Raw genomic sequence first — 14,788 nt, 5'->3', positions numbered from 1 at the left:
TATTATTGATTGGTTAAAATTTTAACCAATATATTAATAAATTCGTAATTTTACTATGCGCGCATTGCAAATTCGATGAAATGCAAATCCAATTAAAATTCCAACAATAATTCCCGTAAGGATGTCTGAAGGGTAATGCACTCCGAAATATAATCGGCTATACATAAAGAGAATTGGCCAAATACATAAGAGTCGTATCCAGAAGAATACATGTTTTAGTGATAAGATTAAAAAAGTGGTGAATGCTACAGAAACCGTGGCATGTCCTGAAAAGAAACTATAATTTTCAGGCTGAATAATGATAGTAAGAAATGGTGCTACTGTAGGATCATTACATGGACGCATGCGTTCTACGCCAATTTTTACGGCTTCTACAATGAGAAGCGAAAAAAGCAATATCAAAATTCCGCACCCAATGATGTACTTTGCTTGCTCTTTAGTATATTTCTTATAGACTTTATAGAATATGAAAAGTATAAGTGGAATCCAATAAATGAATTTCGTAATAAAAAGCCAGAAGGCTTCAAATTTCATATTTCCTAAATTGTTTAGGTAGATGAGTAGTTCTTTATCGTATGTCAATAAGCTATCGAGCATTAAAATTGCCTTTTGATAGGTCCTGACATGTCTTCGATATCTTCCTTTACTTTGTTTATTTCGTTTTGAACATCGCTAGCAATGTCAGTATCTAATCCGTTATCTTCTGCACTTTTTTGGATTTCGTGCTTTATTTCGTTGGTTGCATCTTTTAGTTGACGCATTCCTTTTCCTAAACCACGGGCAATTTCAGGAATTTTATCTGCACCAAATACCATTACCACAATCAGCATGATTACAAATATTTCTCCACCACTAATAAATAATGCCATATCTCGTTGAATTATTATACAAATATAATCAAGTAAATAGTATGATATAAAAAAACCAGCAACGAAGCTGGTTTTTTTATTGTTTTATGTGTTGTAACAGTTATTTTTTCTGTTTGATGGTCTTCTTTTCTTTAAACTGATTGAAGTCTGATTGACCTTCTTCGTTTGGCCACATATTATTTGAAGTATCAATATCAGCAGTTTCTAATTTTGGATCTAATTGCAAATTTTTGATTTTCTTCTCTGATGCAATTACAACTTTCGCAAGATTATCATTCTTTCTCCAAATTTGAACAGGATATTCCATCATTTCTGTAGTTCCATCTTCATACGTACACTCTACAATGATTGGCATTACTAAACCTCCCGGCTTGTTGAATGCTACTTCATAAAAATATTTCGGATCGTTCATCGTAGCTCTTTGTTCAGCAGAAAAGTTATCCATTAGATATTCTTTTAAGTTTTCATCATTCTTTACCACAGATTTCCCTTCGTATTCTTTGCTGTAGCGATCATCGTCTTCTCCTACAAAATACACAAAACTTCCTCCTCCAGCTTTACGCGTTCTCACTTGAAATTTCTTTACACTTTCAATCCCGATGTCTACAAAATCAGTAGTATAGAACCAACCTCTCCAAAACCAATCTAAATCATATCCTGAAGCATCTTCCATTGTTCTGAAGAAATCTTCTGGAGTTGGATGCTTGAATTTCCATCGTTGCGCATAGGTTTTGAATGCGTGATCAAAAGCTTCGTGTCCCATAATAGTTTCACGTAAGATATTTAATCCTGTAGCAGGTTTTCCGTAAGCGTTTGGTCCTAGTTGATATACATTTTCTGGATTCGACATGATTGGAGACAAACGATCTTGTCCACCTTTCATATACGGAACTATTTTAGAAGGTTCTCCTCTACGTGAAGGATATTTTCCACCTGTTGATTCAACCGATTCTGGATGTGCTTTTGCAAAATCTTGTTCAGCCAAGAATTGCATGAATGTATCTAATCCTTCATCCATCCATCCCCATTGACGCTCATCTGAGTTTACAATCATAGGGAAAAAGTTATGTCCAACTTCGTGAATAATTACACTGATCATTCCGAATTTTGTACGTTCTGAATAGCTTCCGTCTTCACTTGGTCGTCCGTAATTCCAGCAAATCATAGGATATTCCATTCCTTGATTTTTGGCATGTACAGAAATTGCTTTGTGATATGGATAATCGAACGTATGGTTTGAATATGTTTTTAATGTACTTACTACTGCTTTTGTTGAGTATTGTTCCCAAAGAGGATTTCCTTCTTTTGGATACATAGAAACTGCCATTACTTTTTTACCATTAATATCTACAGCTTGCATGTCCCAGATAAACTTACGTGAAGATGCAAAGGCAAAGTCTCTTACATTCTCAGCATAAAATTTCCAAGTTTTCTTCTTGTTAGAAAAATCTTTTTCAGCAGCTTCTGCTTCTTCTTGTGTTACAATAATTACAGGTTCGTCATACGAGTTTAAAGCACGCTCGTAACGCTTCATCATTTCTTTTGAATATACATTTTTTCTATTCTGTAATTTCCCTGTAGCATCTAAAATATGATCTGCAGGTACCGTAATGCTTACTTTATAATTTCCGAATGGCAATGCAAATTCACCATTCCCCCAAAATTGATAGTTTTGCCAACCTTCTACATCATTATAGACTGCCATGCGTGGGAAGAATTGTGCTATTACATAAGCACGATTTCCATCTTTTTCAAAAAACTCATATCCAGAACGACCTCTTTTTTTAACGTGATTGTTGACGTTGTACCTCCATTTGATTGAGAATGAAACTTTATCTCCTGACTCTAATGCTTGAGGTAAATCAATACGCATCATCGTTTGATTGATGGTAAACGACATTGGTTTCCCTTTTGAGTTTTTCACATAATCAATGTTGAATCCTCCATCAAAAGGATCGGCTACATAACTACCAACAAACTTAGAAGTTCTTTCTAAACGTGGAATCTTCGCTCCGTTTTTTAGTCTAGCTGGTGAATTTTTAGCACGAACATTTTGATCTAATTGAACCCAAAGGTACTCTAAATCGTCTGGAGAATTGTTGGTATATGTAATCGTTTCAACTCCATATATTTTTTGATTTTTATCATCCAACTCAATCTCCATTTCATAGTCAGCTTGTTGTTGGTAATATGCTTTCCCCGGAGCTCCAGAAGCTGTTCTGTACATGTTTGGTGTGGCAAACTCTTGATACAGCTGTCTAAACTTATTATTGTTAATATGTCCCTGAGGTTTTTTGTCTTCCTGGTTATCTTGTGCTACGACAAGATTAGCTCCCATAAAAGCGAAAGCTAGAATGTAGAAATGTATGCGTTTCATTAGGTTTTTTAAATAGGTTTGTACTTTCAAACCTTAAAAGTAACCATTTTGAAAATTTTTTGTTAAAAATTTAACAAACCTTTATCGTTTTCCTTCACTAACAACAAGCTTTTACGCGTATTATTAATTTTTACATGCACTAAATTCTGTTGTTGTTCTTCGATTTCGTAGAGAAGGGCGTTTTCAATTTCGAGTGAACTTACCTGTTCAACTCCTTCGATTTCAAGATAGCATACGGTAACATCTTCTTCGTATTTTTTTCCGAGAAATTTAAAAGTCTTTAATTCTCCATTGACCCAAATTTTCAACTTTTTGGACAAATATTTCTGCATCATGCCATCTACAAGCTGTTCATCTTTTTCTGATGCCAACTCTTCTTTTAAGTCATAACGTTCTTTGAGCACACGCTGAAAATCATCAATAAAAATTCGAGTAGTAATCTGCAATGCTTTGTCAGTTGTACTGTGTTCAATATTCGTTACACTTACATAAAACTTATGTACCGTTGTAAATGCGAATAATGGAATTGCTATAAATAAAAAAAAGATATTACGAATTTTCATGAATCTAAAGACGTTTAGGTGTTGCCACAAAGATATCCAAAAAGCATTCCAAATTATGATTTTTGTGCGGTAAGCTCCTTTTTAGTTTTTTGTTTTGATAGTATCGAGATAGTTTTTGCTTTGTTTCACCATAAAATCAATCATCAAAAATTCATTTTTGTCCAAGAAAATATCTTCTGATGGCATTTGATCGTCACAATAATATAAAAAGGCACTAATTTTATCTAGCGGGATTCCTAAGTTTTTTGTGAAGAATTCATCTTTATAACGATAGCGAATTTCATTAAAACTTGTACGTTCGTATATAGGTTTTGCTTTTTCTTTCTTTTTCTTATCTCCTTTAAATATGGCATTTACTAGCATTCCAACCAAGCCAAGAATATTTGCTCCTTGAAAATTTGTTTGTCCCAATGCTGTATTTTTTACTTCTGAATAGCGGTCATCAGCAAATTGATAATCTTTATATTTTACGATTTGTTTTTCTTGAAAGTCTAAAAACTTCTCTTTATTTTCTGGACTAATTACAACTTCATCAAGTGCTTCTATTTTTTCTTTCACCTCAACGACCAAGCGATTATTGTTGATAATTTTATCTGTAATTACAATTTCTCTGATGGTATACTGAACTGAAGAAAACACCAAAATATCATCTTTTTTTACAGCAATTTCAAACTCTCCTTTTTGATTTGTGGTGGTTCCTTTACTAGAAGTATTATTCACAATATTAACTCCAACAACTTGTACATTTCTGTAAATAACAGCGCCACGTAAGATTTTGCGTTCCGTGTCTTGCGCAAGCATTACAGTAGAAATAAGGAGAGAAAATATGAGTAATTTTAGTTTCATAGGAATGGTATTATTGGTTAAAATAGCGTTGTTTTGTTTAGTGCATAAAGTACTTGCTTTTTGTCCTTAAAAAAATGTCAACAGACATTAAACTTTTGTTAAAACCTTTTAATGATTACTTTTACATTTTAGTATAAATTTTAGCTTTACAACGTATGAAAAACATTATTGTCGCTAGCACTTCTACAGTACATGGAAGCGGTTATTTAGCTTATCTTCTTGACAACCTTACTTCGTTTTATAAAGATACGGAAGAAATTTTATTTATTCCCTATGCGCGTCCAGGAGGAATTACACATGACGAATATACTGCTGCTGCTGCAAAAGCTTTTGAGGCAATTGGAAAAAAAGTACGTGGTATTCATGAGTTTGAAAACCCAATACAAGCTATTGCCGATGCTAAAGGAATTTTTACTGGTGGCGGAAATACGTTTTTATTAGTTTCTCAATTGTACGTGCATGAAGTAATGCAACCTTTGAGAGAAGCTATTTTTGAAGGAACACCCTATTTAGGCACCAGTGCAGGAAGTAATATTTGCGGACTTACAATGCAAACTACGAACGATATGCCTATTATCTATCCACCAAGTTTTAAAACCTTAGGTGTGATTCCTTTCAATATCAATCCGCATTATTTAGATCCTATAGAAGGCAGCACACATATGGGAGAAACACGCGAAACACGTATCAAAGAGTTTCACAAATTCAACACACTTCCCGTGGTAGGAATTCGCGAAGGAAGTTGGCTGCGTGTCCAAAGCGATCAAATTACCTTAGAAGGTCCACACAGCGCTCGCATTTTTGAACAAGACAAAACACCTTACGAACTTCCAATAGGCTCCGAAGTTCAATTTTAATCATATAAAAACGGCTGTTTGGAATTATTTTCTAAACAGCCGTTTTTCTTTTTGATTTTTTATAATACTTAGATAGAATTTTTGTCATAAAAAAAGCCGATTCGGACTGAATCGGCTTTTCGTTGAGCGAGAGACCGGGTTCGAACCGGCGACATTCAGCTTGGAAGGCTGACGCTCTACCAACTGAGCTACTCTCGCATTAGCGGATGCAAATATAGAGAAATATGAATTCTATTTCCAAATGTTTTTTTAGATTTTTTTTAAAAAATGATAGCCCCTAGCTATAAATCCCTGATTATAATAGAACTTATGTGATGGAAAATTTTCCACATATGTATTCAATTCAACCGCTGTAACACCTTTTTCTTTCCCATAATCTTCAATCCATGAAAATAATTGTGCTCCAATTCCTTTGCTTCGATACGCATCTTCAATATACACATGATCGGGTTCTAAACTTTTCCCACAGTAGTGACGCGTCATATGCCACAATCCAAAACAACCAACCAATTCATCTTTATCATAAATTCCGAATGCTTCATAGTTTTGAGACAACATTTCTTCAAAACGTGCTTTTAGCAAGTCCATCGGAACTTTTTGACTATTCATAATATCAAGATATGGTATAATGATATGCGCTTCTTCGTTAGTGAGTAATTTAAACGTAATTTGCATGTTGTAATTTTTCTTCAAAAATAATTTATTTCATCCAAAAGCAACTCCCAAATTAGTTATACTTTTGATGAATTAGTTAAATTTTGTGATTATGGAAACTCCACATTTTATCATTAAAGAAATTACCGCAAAAACTGCTTTTGACGTACGCCATCCAGTGTTGCGAACAGGGAAACCGCTGGAATCTTGTCATTTTCAAGGTGACGATTTACCTACCACATTTCACTTAGGATATTATATCAATGAGCAATTGGTTGGTGTTGTAACTTTAATGAAGAATACACATGCAACGCTAAACATAGAAACCGCTTTTCAATTGCGCGGTATGGCTGTATTATCAAACTTTCAAAAACGTGGTATTGGCGATGCTTTGGTCAAAAAAGCAGAAGAAATGATTCTTGCTCGTGGCGGAACTCTTATTTGGATGAATGCGCGTGAAATTGCAGTTCGTTTTTATGAAAAGTTACACTATCAAAAACATGGTGAACCCTTTACCATTCCTAAAATTGGCTTGCATTTTGTAATGGTTAAAACGTTGTAACGAAAAGATTAACGACTTTTTAACGTGGCTCGATATATAAAAAGAGTATTTTTTGCATTCAATCATCAATCGAAACGGTATTCCCTATGAAAAAAATTATTTTTTTATTCGTGCTAACGAGTGTGCATTTAGTTGCGCAAAATCAGCCGAAATTTACTTTTGAAAAAGACGTCTCTACGCCTACAGTTTTTTTACAATTGCCAGAATTTAAAAATATCAATGTGCGTGACATGGCGATTTCACCTACATATGACGAAATTTTCTTTACACTAGACGCGCCTAAAAGTGCTTTTAGAACGATTTTGACTTCTAAAAAAGTAAATGGAAAATGGTCCGCTTTTACGATTGCTTCTTTTTCGGGAACGTATCATGATATTGAACCTGCTTTTTCTCCAGATGGAACACAGTTGTTTTTTGCCTCTAAGCGACCAATTGGAGATGAAACAAATCCAAAGAAAGATTATGATTTATGGGGTGTTACCAAAGAAAATGGCACATGGAAAAGCCCTACTCGCTTGCCTGAAACCATCAATACTGTTAAAAATGAATACTATCCTTCTATAGCAAATAATGGAACTATTTATTTTACCGCAGAACGCGATGATGCCAAAGGGAAAGAAGATATTTATAAGAGTGAATTTAAAAACGGAAGCTATCAAACACCCGTAAGTTTAGGCGCTGGCGTAAATACCAAAACCTATGAATACAACGCATATGTAAGTCCAGATGAATCCTTTATTATTTTTGGTTCGTATGGACGAAAAGGTAGTTTAGGTCGTGGCGATTTATATATTAGCTTTCGCGAAAATGGAGTTTGGAAAGAAGCTGTTCATTTAGGAAACGCTGTAAATTCTAATCAGATTGATTATTGTCCGTTTGTTAGTTTTGACAAGCAGTATTTTTTCTACACAAGTGAAAAAAGCGCCATTCAGCCAACGTACAAAAATATGACGATGAAAAAATTAAAAGAAGTTATCAATAGTGGCAGTAATGGAACTTCAAAAATTTACTATCTTTCGTTTGATAAATTATTAAAATCACTTCAGCTTGAATAGAAAAAACTTCATGAAGCTACTCGGATTGGGCGCTGTTGCATTGCACAGTTTTCCAAGCATGGCATTCAACAAGAAGAACACAGATACACTAGAACTCATTGGTAAAGGAAATCCAACTGTGTATGGAAAAGGATTTTCATTGCGAAAAGAAGCGTATGATGCTTTTGTAAAAATGCGCGCTGCAGCTGCAAAAGATGGTATTTCCATGCATGTAGTCTCTAGTTATCGCACTTATGCACATCAAAATAGAATTTGGGAACGCAAGTATAAACGTTTTACCAAACAAGGTTTGTCACCTATAAAAGCAATTAAAAAAATCATTACGTATTCTACTATTCCCGGAACTTCCAGACATCATTGGGCTACCGATATTGATATTATTGATAAAAATGCCAGCTATAGTGGCGATGTATTAGTTCCGAAAAAGTTTCATGGCGATGGTCCATTTTGTAAACTTCGTGAATGGTTAGAACAAAATGCCAATACCTATGGTTTTTATATTGTGTATACAGATCATGCAAATCGTAAAGGTTTTAAATACGAACCTTGGCATTATACATACGCGCCACTTTCCAAACCAATGTTGAAAGAATATAGAAAGTTGCAAATAAAAGAGATGCTTCAAGCAGAAAAATTGATGGGAAGCGAGCATTTTAACGAAGCATTTATCAATTCATATATTAAAGAAAATATTCTCGATATCAATCCAGAACTTTTATGAAAAATCATATTTAATACATCATGAGAGGAAATAATGTAAAAATTAGACTGCTTATTGGACTTGCCATTGTTGCTTTTGCTTTTTTGAAGAAATGCGCCAATAGCCAAACAAATCAGTACACAGGCCGCACACAAACCATTAGCATGTCTACCGATGAAGAAATTGCTTTAGGTTTTCAAAATAGAGATGCCATGGCGCATCAGTATGGTGGATTGTATCCTGATCCTGGCGCACAAGCTCGTGTAGATATGATTGGAAAAAAGCTTGTAGATATGAGCATGGCCAAAGAATCTGGATATCGTTTTGAATTTCATTTACTTGCCGATAATAGATCTATCAACGCTTTTGCATTGCCTGGCGGACAAATTTTTATTACGAATGCTTTGTATAGCAAATTGAACGATTCACAATTGGCAGGTGTACTTGGACATGAAATTGGTCATGTATTGGGCAGACATTCCGCAGAACGCATTGCTGAATCTGATTTTTGGCAAACGATTACTACTGGTGCTTCCGTTGGTGCCGATATGGGAAATATGGTAGGCAGTATTGGACAGCAAAAACTTATGAAAAATGGACGTAATGACGAGCTTGAAAGCGATAAACTTGGCGTAGAATTGATGATGTATGCTGGGTATAATCCAGAAGCTATGATTGAAGTAATGCAAATATTAAAAGCTGCCGCTGGTCCTAATAGAGTTCCAGAGTTTCAAAGTACACATCCTGATCCTGAAAACCGAATTCAGAAAATTAAAGAAGTGATTGCTTCGTATCGATAGTTGATATTAGATCGCTTCGCTGTTAGACCGCTTTGCTGTTAGATTTTAGACCGCTTCGCTATTAGATTGTGCTATGCGCTGTTTCTTTGTTGATTTGTCTTTTTGTTGATTTGTCAATCTCTCTTTCTAGATTTGTCTTTGTTGATTTGTGGGTTTACATTTGAAATTTAGCATTTGACATTTATAATTTCAAAAAAAGACACTACCAAAAATGATGGTAAAACAGTAACAACACTTTTCTTTTTCTCTTTATATTTCTGGCTATTAACCTTATAATGAAACAATCATGAAAAAAAAGAGAAATCAATTACGTTTAAACAAAAAGCAAGTTAGTATTCTCAATCAATTTGTAGTTACAGGAGGAAGACCTATGTTTTCAAGACAATGTCCTGTGGAAACTATTAATATTACTAGATGTTATGGAGCCAATCAGTGTCAAAAATGGCCAGGTTAACATCTAGATAGCTATAAAAAATTAAAAGCCGTTTCTGTACAGAAACGGCTTTCCAGTGTAAGAACTTAATCTAGTGATTATTTTGAAGCGTTCTCTAAAACTTTTTTAGCTTGTAATGCTTTCGAAATCTTTGCATAATCTACAGCAGTACGTCCATCGTTATCTTTTGCATCTACTTTTGCACCATTTTCTAATAATAAATTGATGATTTCAACTCTGTTGTAACGAGCTGCATACATTAATGGTGTTTTTCCGTTAGATGTTTTGTTTACATTTTCTCCAAACTGAATCATTTTTTTAACGGTATCAAAGTCACCTTTTGCAATTGCAATACAAAAAGAATTTACTTTTGCGATTTTTGTTACTGTAACTTTGTTTGTTAAGTTTACTGATTCGTTGTTTCCTTCAGTTGCGTTAGCCGTAGTGAATGAAGCTCCTACTATAAGAGCGATCATAAAGATTGTTTTTCTCATAATGTTTGTTGTTTTTTTAATTGATGATTGTCGATTTTTATAATTTGATTATGCTAAAGAGACGACAGGTAGAAGAATTTGTTGCAACATTTTTTCAATTATAACACTTCCTTAACCATTCGCTATCAAATATGTTAAAGCCCTCTTAAAAACTGTAAAGACATTAAGATTTTGTACAGATATTCTTAAGAATTCCTTAATAAATATTTTTTGACGCTTTTACAGAAAAAACAGTCTTTTTCTGCGAATTTGATAAACCTTTACCAAAAAGCTGCGTTTTTTGAATTTGTGTTGTGTTATGTAATCAAATACACTTATTTTTATTTTTTTTAAAAATTATCTCGCATGAATAAGAAAGTCATTTTAATGATTTTAGATGGATGGGGAAAATCACCAAACCCTGAAGTTTCTGCAATTGCAAACGCAAATGTTCCCTTTATTAATAGTTTATATACTAAATACCCGAATGCCAATTTACTTACGGACGGAATGAACGTCGGTTTGCCAGAAGGTCAAATGGGAAATAGCGAAGTTGGTCATATGAATTTGGGCGCAGGACGTATTGTATATCAAGATTTAGCCAAAATTAACTTAGCTATACAAAATGATACTTTAAAAGATGAAGTTGTGCTAAAAGATGCATTGCAACACGCCAAAGACCACAACAAAAACGTTCATCTATTAGGATTAGTTTCTGACGGAGGCGTACATTCACATATCAATCATTTAGAAGGTTTGGTCAATCTAACCAATAGTTATTCGCTAAATAATGTATTTGTTCATGCGTTTACTGATGGTAGAGATGTAGATCCGAAATCGGGAAAAGACTTTATTGCCCGCACAGAAACCTTCTGCCGTAAGGCAAATGCAAAACTAGCCACTATTACAGGTCGCTATTATGCAATGGATAGAGATAAACGTTGGGAACGCGTACAGTTGGCATATGACGCGCTGGTTCATGGAAAAGGAACACACAGTACCAATGCGACACAAAGCATTCAAGAGAGTTATGATGCTGATGTTACTGACGAATTTATCAAACCGATTGTGATGATGGATGCTGCAAACAATCCAGTTGCAAAAATTCAAGCCGATGATGTTGTGATCTTTTTTAATTTTAGAACCGATCGTGGTCGAGAATTAACCGAAGTATTATCTCAAAAAGAATTCTTTGAGTTTGGCATGAAACCGCTTCCACTCTATTATGTAACCTTGACAAATTATGACGCTTCTTACAAAAATGTACAGGTCGTATTCAATAAAGAAAATATAAAAGACACACTTGGAGAAGTGTTGTCCAAACATGGAAAGAAGCAAATTCGCATCGCGGAAACTGAAAAATATCCGCATGTAACCTTCTTTTTTAATGGCGGACAAGAAATACCTTTTGAAGGTGAAGAACGCTTATTATGTCCTTCTCCAAAAGTAGCTACTTACGATTTACAACCAGAAATGAGCGCGTATGATATTCGCGATAAAATAATTCCAGAACTCGAAAAAGCTACTACAGATTTTGTTTGCTTAAACTTTGCCAATCCAGATATGGTAGGTCATACGGGAGATTTTGCAGCAGCCGTAAAAGCTTGCGAAGTTGTGGACGAATGTGCCAAAGCTATTATTGAAGTCGCTCAAAAACACGATTATAGTACGATTGTCATTGCCGATCATGGAAATTGCGATACCATGATCAATCCTGATGGAAGTCCAAACACAGCACATACTACAAATCCTGTACCTATCATTTTAGTAGATGAAGACATCACACAAATTAAAGATGGAGTTTTAGGTGATATTGCGCCTACTATTTTGGAAATGATCGGAATTCCACAACCTGAATTAATGACTCAAAAATCACTTATCTAATGAAAAAAATATGCTATATCGTTCTTGTGCTTGCATTTTTTGCTTGTAAAGACGAAAAAAAGACAACTCCTACCGAAAAAAAAGAAGTTACTATTAGTAAAGAAATCATCGATGAAGAGGAAAAAGAACTGCCCATTTTAACAGGTGTGCAAACTCGAACTACCGTTGCGGCTGCTCCTTATGATGTTTGGTTTTCTCCAAATTACTCAACATATCCTGTAGACAAGGAAACTGGAGAAAAAGTACTGCCTTTACTAGCGGATGTAAATATTAAAGTATTTATGGGAACTTGGTGTGAAGACAGTCAACGAGAAGTACCACATTTCTACCGAATTTTAGATGTATTGAAAATCAACGAAAAGAAAGTAGAATTAATTACGGTTGATGAAGACAAAATGACACCAGAACATTTGGAAGATGGTTTTGACATTACAAACGTTCCAACTTTTATCTTCTATAAAGACGGAAAAGAAATCAACCGAATTGTAGAGTCTCCTGTAACTTCTTTAGAAAAAGACATGCTCAGCATTTTATCGGGCGAAGACTATAAACATACGTATGCGGAATAAAGCGTAATTCTTTGTAGCTTTGCAAGCACAAAATAGGAAGTGGAATGATTATGAAAGAAAGCTTACTCATTGCAGTAGATTTTGATGGAACTATCGTAGAGGATGCATATCCTAAAATTGGTGCTCCAAAAATCTTTGCGTTTGAAACGATGAAAAGATTGGAACAAGATGGACATCGCTTGATTTTATGGACGTACAGAAGCGGAAAGAAATTGGAGGAAGCTGTAGCATTTTGCAAAGAAAATGGCATTGATTTTTACGCTGTAAACAATAGTTATCCAGAAGAAGTTTTTGAAGGAAAAGTAAGCCGAAAGATCAACGCTGACTATTTTATTGACGATAGAAATATTGGCGGTTTTATTGGTTGGGGAGAAATATATCAACTGCTTACCAACGGAGCGCCAGACTTAACATTAAAAAAGAAAAAAGGATTGTTTTCCTTTCTCAAAAAATGATTATACCAAAAACACGAGAAGAAATTGAGTTGATGCGTGAAAGTGCATTGATTGTTTCCAAAACTTTAGGAATGATCGCCAGTGAAATTAAACCTGGTGTAACAACTTTATATTTAGATAAATTGGCAGAAGAATTCATCCGTGATCATGATGCTATTCCTGGTTTTTTAGGATTGTATAATTTCCCAAATACGCTTTGTATGAGTCCGAATGCACAAGTTGTACACGGAATTCCAAATAGCACACCTTTGGAAGAAGGCGATATTATTTCGGTAGATTGTGGCGCTATTAAAAATGAATTTTACGGAGATCATGCGTATACTTTTGCTATTGGAGAAATTGATCCTGAGACAGAAAAGTTATTGCAAGTAACCAAAGAATCCTTGTATGTTGGAATTCGCGAATTCAAAGCAGGAAATCGTGTTGGCGATGTAGGTTTTGCCATTCAAAAATATTGTGAAGCGCATGGATATGGTGTCGTACGTGATTTGGTAGGTCATGGTTTAGGAAAAAAGATGCACGAAGATCCAAATATGCCTAATTATGGACGCCGCGGACGTGGAAAAAAATTCATAGAAGGTATGGTGGTTGCCATTGAACCCATGATTAATATGGGCGTAAAAGAAATTAAGTTTTTACGTGATGGCTGGACTGTGTTGACTAAAGATGGAAAACCTAGTGCCCATTTTGAACATGATGTTGCTTTGGTAAACGGAAAACCAGAATTATTATCAACTTTCAAATATGTGTATGAAGCTTTGGGCATTAAAAGTGATGAAGAAGACGAATTTAGACAAGCATAAAGTCATCTGTACTTGAAAAAACTCTTTAAATATATCCTAAATACCATTCCAAGACCGCTTTTAATTAAGATGAGTTATTGGGTACGTCCATTGATTGCTTTTGCGATGAAAGGCAGCAGATTCACTGATCCGATTGATGGAAAGAGTTTCCGTTCTTTTTTATCGTATGGTTATGCTAAAAATCGTGATAATGCGCTATCGCCAAGTACACTTTCATTAGAACGCCATCGATTGTTATGGTTGTATTTACAGCGTGAAACAGATTTCTTCACCAAACCTCAAAAGGTATTACACTTTGCACCAGAACAAGCTTTTTACAAGCGTTTTCGCAATCAGAAGAATCTAGAGTATACGACAACTGACTTGTTTTCACCTTTGGCTGATGTGAAAGCTGATATTTGCGATTTGCCTTTTGAAGATGATTCGTTTGATACTATTTTGTGCAATCATGTATTGGAACACATTCCTGATGACACAAAAGCCATGCAAGAATTGTATCGTGTATTAAAACCGAATGGAATGGCCATTTTACAAATTCCACAAGATTTAAACCGCGAAGTTACTTTTGAAGATGATTCTATCACTGATCCGAAAGAACGTACTAAAATCTTTGGTCAGTACGATCATGTACGTGTGTACGGTCGCGATTATTTTGACAAACTCCGAAGCATCGGATTTACTGTAAAAGAAGAAGATTATACTGCAACATTCTCTCCAAAAGAAATTGAAAAGTATTGCTTGATGAAAGGTGAAATTATTCCTGTTTGTTTTAAATGATTGTTGATAATATGATACGCTATTCTTTTTTCAAAGACTAAACTTGTACACTTACAAACATGCGAGCTTCTTATTTGTTGATTTGATTATTTGTTAATCTGTTGATTTGTT

The 14,788-nt window shown here is 34.7% G+C and carries 18 protein-coding genes and 1 tRNA gene; 11 read left to right on the top strand and 8 right to left on the bottom strand.

Features of this window, described 5'->3' with window-relative positions:
• Window positions 1–33: 33 nt before the first annotated feature.
• The 5 genes from Q0845_RS10190 to Q0845_RS10170 all read right to left on the bottom strand — a co-directional run bounded on the left by Q0845_RS10190 (window position 34) and on the right by Q0845_RS10170 (window position 4,655).
• On the bottom strand, window positions 34–597 hold the full coding sequence (locus tag Q0845_RS10190; RefSeq protein WP_298512464.1) for a phosphatase PAP2 family protein: 564 nt from the start codon (window positions 595–597) through the stop codon (window positions 34–36).
• Window positions 597–869, bottom strand: coding sequence for a twin-arginine translocase TatA/TatE family subunit (locus Q0845_RS10185; RefSeq protein WP_290678006.1), 273 nt, complete (start codon window positions 867–869; stop codon window positions 597–599). The genes Q0845_RS10190 and Q0845_RS10185 overlap by 1 nt, the downstream gene beginning before the upstream one ends.
• A 100-nt stretch (window positions 870–969) precedes the next feature.
• A complete protein-coding gene (locus tag Q0845_RS10180) occupies window positions 970–3,246 on the bottom strand; it encodes a M1 family metallopeptidase (RefSeq protein WP_298512460.1) in 2,277 nt (758 codons plus the stop codon).
• A 62-nt stretch (window positions 3,247–3,308) separates the two neighbouring features.
• The gene (locus tag Q0845_RS10175) at window positions 3,309–3,809 is read right to left on the bottom strand and encodes a DUF6702 family protein (RefSeq protein ID WP_298512458.1); all 501 of its coding nucleotides are present in this window, start codon (window positions 3,807–3,809) and stop codon (window positions 3,309–3,311) included.
• Window positions 3,810–3,890: 81 nt separating this feature from the next.
• Window positions 3,891–4,655: a carboxypeptidase-like regulatory domain-containing protein gene (locus Q0845_RS10170; protein ID WP_298512456.1), complete on the bottom strand. Its 765-nt coding sequence runs from the start codon at window positions 4,653–4,655 to the stop codon at window positions 3,891–3,893.
• A gap of 155 nt (window positions 4,656–4,810) precedes the next feature.
• Here Q0845_RS10170 and pepE point away from each other — a divergent pair, with 155 nt between their 5' ends.
• Complete coding sequence (pepE, locus tag Q0845_RS10165; protein WP_298512454.1) at window positions 4,811–5,512, top strand: dipeptidase PepE; 702 nt, start codon at window positions 4,811–4,813, stop codon at window positions 5,510–5,512.
• A gap of 125 nt (window positions 5,513–5,637) precedes the next feature.
• Here pepE and Q0845_RS10160 read toward each other — a convergent pair.
• Together Q0845_RS10160 and Q0845_RS10155 are read right to left on the bottom strand one after the other, a co-directional pair.
• A tRNA-Gly gene (locus tag Q0845_RS10160) sits at window positions 5,638–5,710 on the bottom strand.
• Window positions 5,711–5,761: 51 nt separating this feature from the next.
• Window positions 5,762–6,205, bottom strand: coding sequence for a GNAT family N-acetyltransferase (locus tag Q0845_RS10155; RefSeq protein WP_367180656.1), 444 nt, complete (start codon window positions 6,203–6,205; stop codon window positions 5,762–5,764).
• A gap of 73 nt (window positions 6,206–6,278) precedes the next feature.
• Between Q0845_RS10155 and Q0845_RS10150 the strand changes: the two genes are divergently transcribed.
• The 5 genes from Q0845_RS10150 (at window position 6,279) to Q0845_RS10130 (ending at window position 9,737) form a co-directional block, all read left to right on the top strand.
• Window positions 6,279–6,728 (top strand): GNAT family N-acetyltransferase, encoded by a 450-nt coding sequence (locus Q0845_RS10150; RefSeq protein WP_298512452.1) that lies wholly within the window; start codon window positions 6,279–6,281, stop codon window positions 6,726–6,728.
• Window positions 6,729–6,814: 86 nt separating this feature from the next.
• Complete coding sequence (locus Q0845_RS10145; RefSeq protein ID WP_298512450.1) at window positions 6,815–7,783, top strand: hypothetical protein; 969 nt, start codon at window positions 6,815–6,817, stop codon at window positions 7,781–7,783.
• 10 nt (window positions 7,784–7,793) lie between these two features.
• Window positions 7,794–8,504 carry a M15 family metallopeptidase gene (locus Q0845_RS10140; protein ID WP_298512448.1) on the top strand — a complete coding sequence of 237 codons (711 nt, stop codon included), beginning with the start codon at window positions 7,794–7,796 and terminating at the stop codon, window positions 8,502–8,504.
• Window positions 8,505–8,524: 20 nt separating this feature from the next.
• A complete protein-coding gene (locus Q0845_RS10135; RefSeq protein WP_298512446.1) occupies window positions 8,525–9,283 on the top strand; it encodes a M48 family metalloprotease in 759 nt (252 codons plus the stop codon).
• A gap of 286 nt (window positions 9,284–9,569) precedes the next feature.
• A complete protein-coding gene (locus tag Q0845_RS10130) occupies window positions 9,570–9,737 on the top strand; it encodes a hypothetical protein (protein ID WP_298512444.1) in 168 nt (55 codons plus the stop codon).
• Between the two features lie 77 nt (window positions 9,738–9,814).
• Here Q0845_RS10130 and Q0845_RS10125 read toward each other — a convergent pair whose 3' ends face one another.
• The gene (locus Q0845_RS10125) at window positions 9,815–10,210 is read right to left on the bottom strand and encodes an ankyrin repeat domain-containing protein (RefSeq protein ID WP_298512441.1); all 396 of its coding nucleotides are present in this window, start codon (window positions 10,208–10,210) and stop codon (window positions 9,815–9,817) included.
• Window positions 10,211–10,555: 345 nt separating this feature from the next.
• On the opposite strand from Q0845_RS10125, the gene gpmI reads away from it, so the two are divergent.
• From gpmI to Q0845_RS10100, 5 genes are read left to right on the top strand one after another with little or no spacing between them, the layout of a single operon-like run.
• A complete protein-coding gene (gene gpmI, locus Q0845_RS10120) occupies window positions 10,556–12,073 on the top strand; it encodes a 2,3-bisphosphoglycerate-independent phosphoglycerate mutase (protein ID WP_298512439.1) in 1,518 nt (505 codons plus the stop codon).
• Window positions 12,073–12,642 (top strand): thioredoxin family protein, encoded by a 570-nt coding sequence (locus tag Q0845_RS10115; RefSeq protein WP_298512437.1) that lies wholly within the window; start codon window positions 12,073–12,075, stop codon window positions 12,640–12,642. The genes gpmI and Q0845_RS10115 overlap by 1 nt, the downstream gene beginning before the upstream one ends.
• Before the next feature lie 44 nt (window positions 12,643–12,686).
• The gene (locus tag Q0845_RS10110) at window positions 12,687–13,097 is read left to right on the top strand and encodes a BT0820 family HAD-type phosphatase (RefSeq protein ID WP_298512435.1); all 411 of its coding nucleotides are present in this window, start codon (window positions 12,687–12,689) and stop codon (window positions 13,095–13,097) included.
• Window positions 13,094–13,900: a type I methionyl aminopeptidase gene (gene map / locus Q0845_RS10105; RefSeq protein ID WP_298512433.1), complete on the top strand. Its 807-nt coding sequence runs from the start codon at window positions 13,094–13,096 to the stop codon at window positions 13,898–13,900. The genes Q0845_RS10110 and map overlap by 4 nt, the downstream gene beginning before the upstream one ends.
• Window positions 13,901–13,912: 12 nt before the next feature.
• A complete protein-coding gene (locus tag Q0845_RS10100) occupies window positions 13,913–14,677 on the top strand; it encodes a class I SAM-dependent methyltransferase (RefSeq protein ID WP_298512431.1) in 765 nt (254 codons plus the stop codon).
• Window positions 14,678–14,788: the final 111 nt, after the last annotated feature.

Origin of the sequence: uncultured Kordia sp. (genome assembly GCF_947489565.1) — a bacterium.
Classification (GTDB): Bacteria; Bacteroidota; Bacteroidia; order Flavobacteriales; family Flavobacteriaceae; genus Kordia.
This window is presented reverse-complemented; position numbering and strand designations above follow the sequence as displayed.

Excerpts from the sequence above, each read along its gene's own strand:
- gpmI (WP_298512439.1), top strand. The coding sequence starts at position 10,556 with ATGAATAAGAAAGTCATTTTAATGATTTTAGATGGATGGGGAAAATCA.
- map (WP_298512433.1), top strand. The coding sequence starts at position 13,094 with ATGATTATACCAAAAACACGAGAAGAAATTGAGTTGATGCGTGAAAGT.
- Q0845_RS10190 (WP_298512464.1), bottom strand. The coding sequence starts at position 597 with ATGCTCGATAGCTTATTGACATACGATAAAGAACTACTCATCTACCTA.
- Q0845_RS10130 (WP_298512444.1), top strand. The coding sequence starts at position 9,570 with ATGAAAAAAAAGAGAAATCAATTACGTTTAAACAAAAAGCAAGTTAGT.
- Q0845_RS10140 (WP_298512448.1), top strand. The coding sequence starts at position 7,794 with ATGAAGCTACTCGGATTGGGCGCTGTTGCATTGCACAGTTTTCCAAGC.
- Q0845_RS10150 (WP_298512452.1), top strand. The coding sequence starts at position 6,279 with ATGGAAACTCCACATTTTATCATTAAAGAAATTACCGCAAAAACTGCT.
- Q0845_RS10175 (WP_298512458.1), bottom strand. The coding sequence starts at position 3,809 with ATGAAAATTCGTAATATCTTTTTTTTATTTATAGCAATTCCATTATTC.
- Q0845_RS10185 (WP_290678006.1), bottom strand. The coding sequence starts at position 869 with ATGGCATTATTTATTAGTGGTGGAGAAATATTTGTAATCATGCTGATT.
- Q0845_RS10170 (WP_298512456.1), bottom strand. The coding sequence starts at position 4,655 with ATGAAACTAAAATTACTCATATTTTCTCTCCTTATTTCTACTGTAATG.
- Q0845_RS10145 (WP_298512450.1), top strand. The coding sequence starts at position 6,815 with ATGAAAAAAATTATTTTTTTATTCGTGCTAACGAGTGTGCATTTAGTT.
- pepE (WP_298512454.1), top strand. The coding sequence starts at position 4,811 with ATGAAAAACATTATTGTCGCTAGCACTTCTACAGTACATGGAAGCGGT.
- Q0845_RS10125 (WP_298512441.1), bottom strand. The coding sequence starts at position 10,210 with ATGAGAAAAACAATCTTTATGATCGCTCTTATAGTAGGAGCTTCATTC.
- Q0845_RS10115 (WP_298512437.1), top strand. The coding sequence starts at position 12,073 with ATGAAAAAAATATGCTATATCGTTCTTGTGCTTGCATTTTTTGCTTGT.
- Q0845_RS10135 (WP_298512446.1), top strand. The coding sequence starts at position 8,525 with ATGAGAGGAAATAATGTAAAAATTAGACTGCTTATTGGACTTGCCATT.
- Q0845_RS10180 (WP_298512460.1), bottom strand. The coding sequence starts at position 3,246 with ATGAAACGCATACATTTCTACATTCTAGCTTTCGCTTTTATGGGAGCT.
- Q0845_RS10110 (WP_298512435.1), top strand. The coding sequence starts at position 12,687 with ATGATTATGAAAGAAAGCTTACTCATTGCAGTAGATTTTGATGGAACT.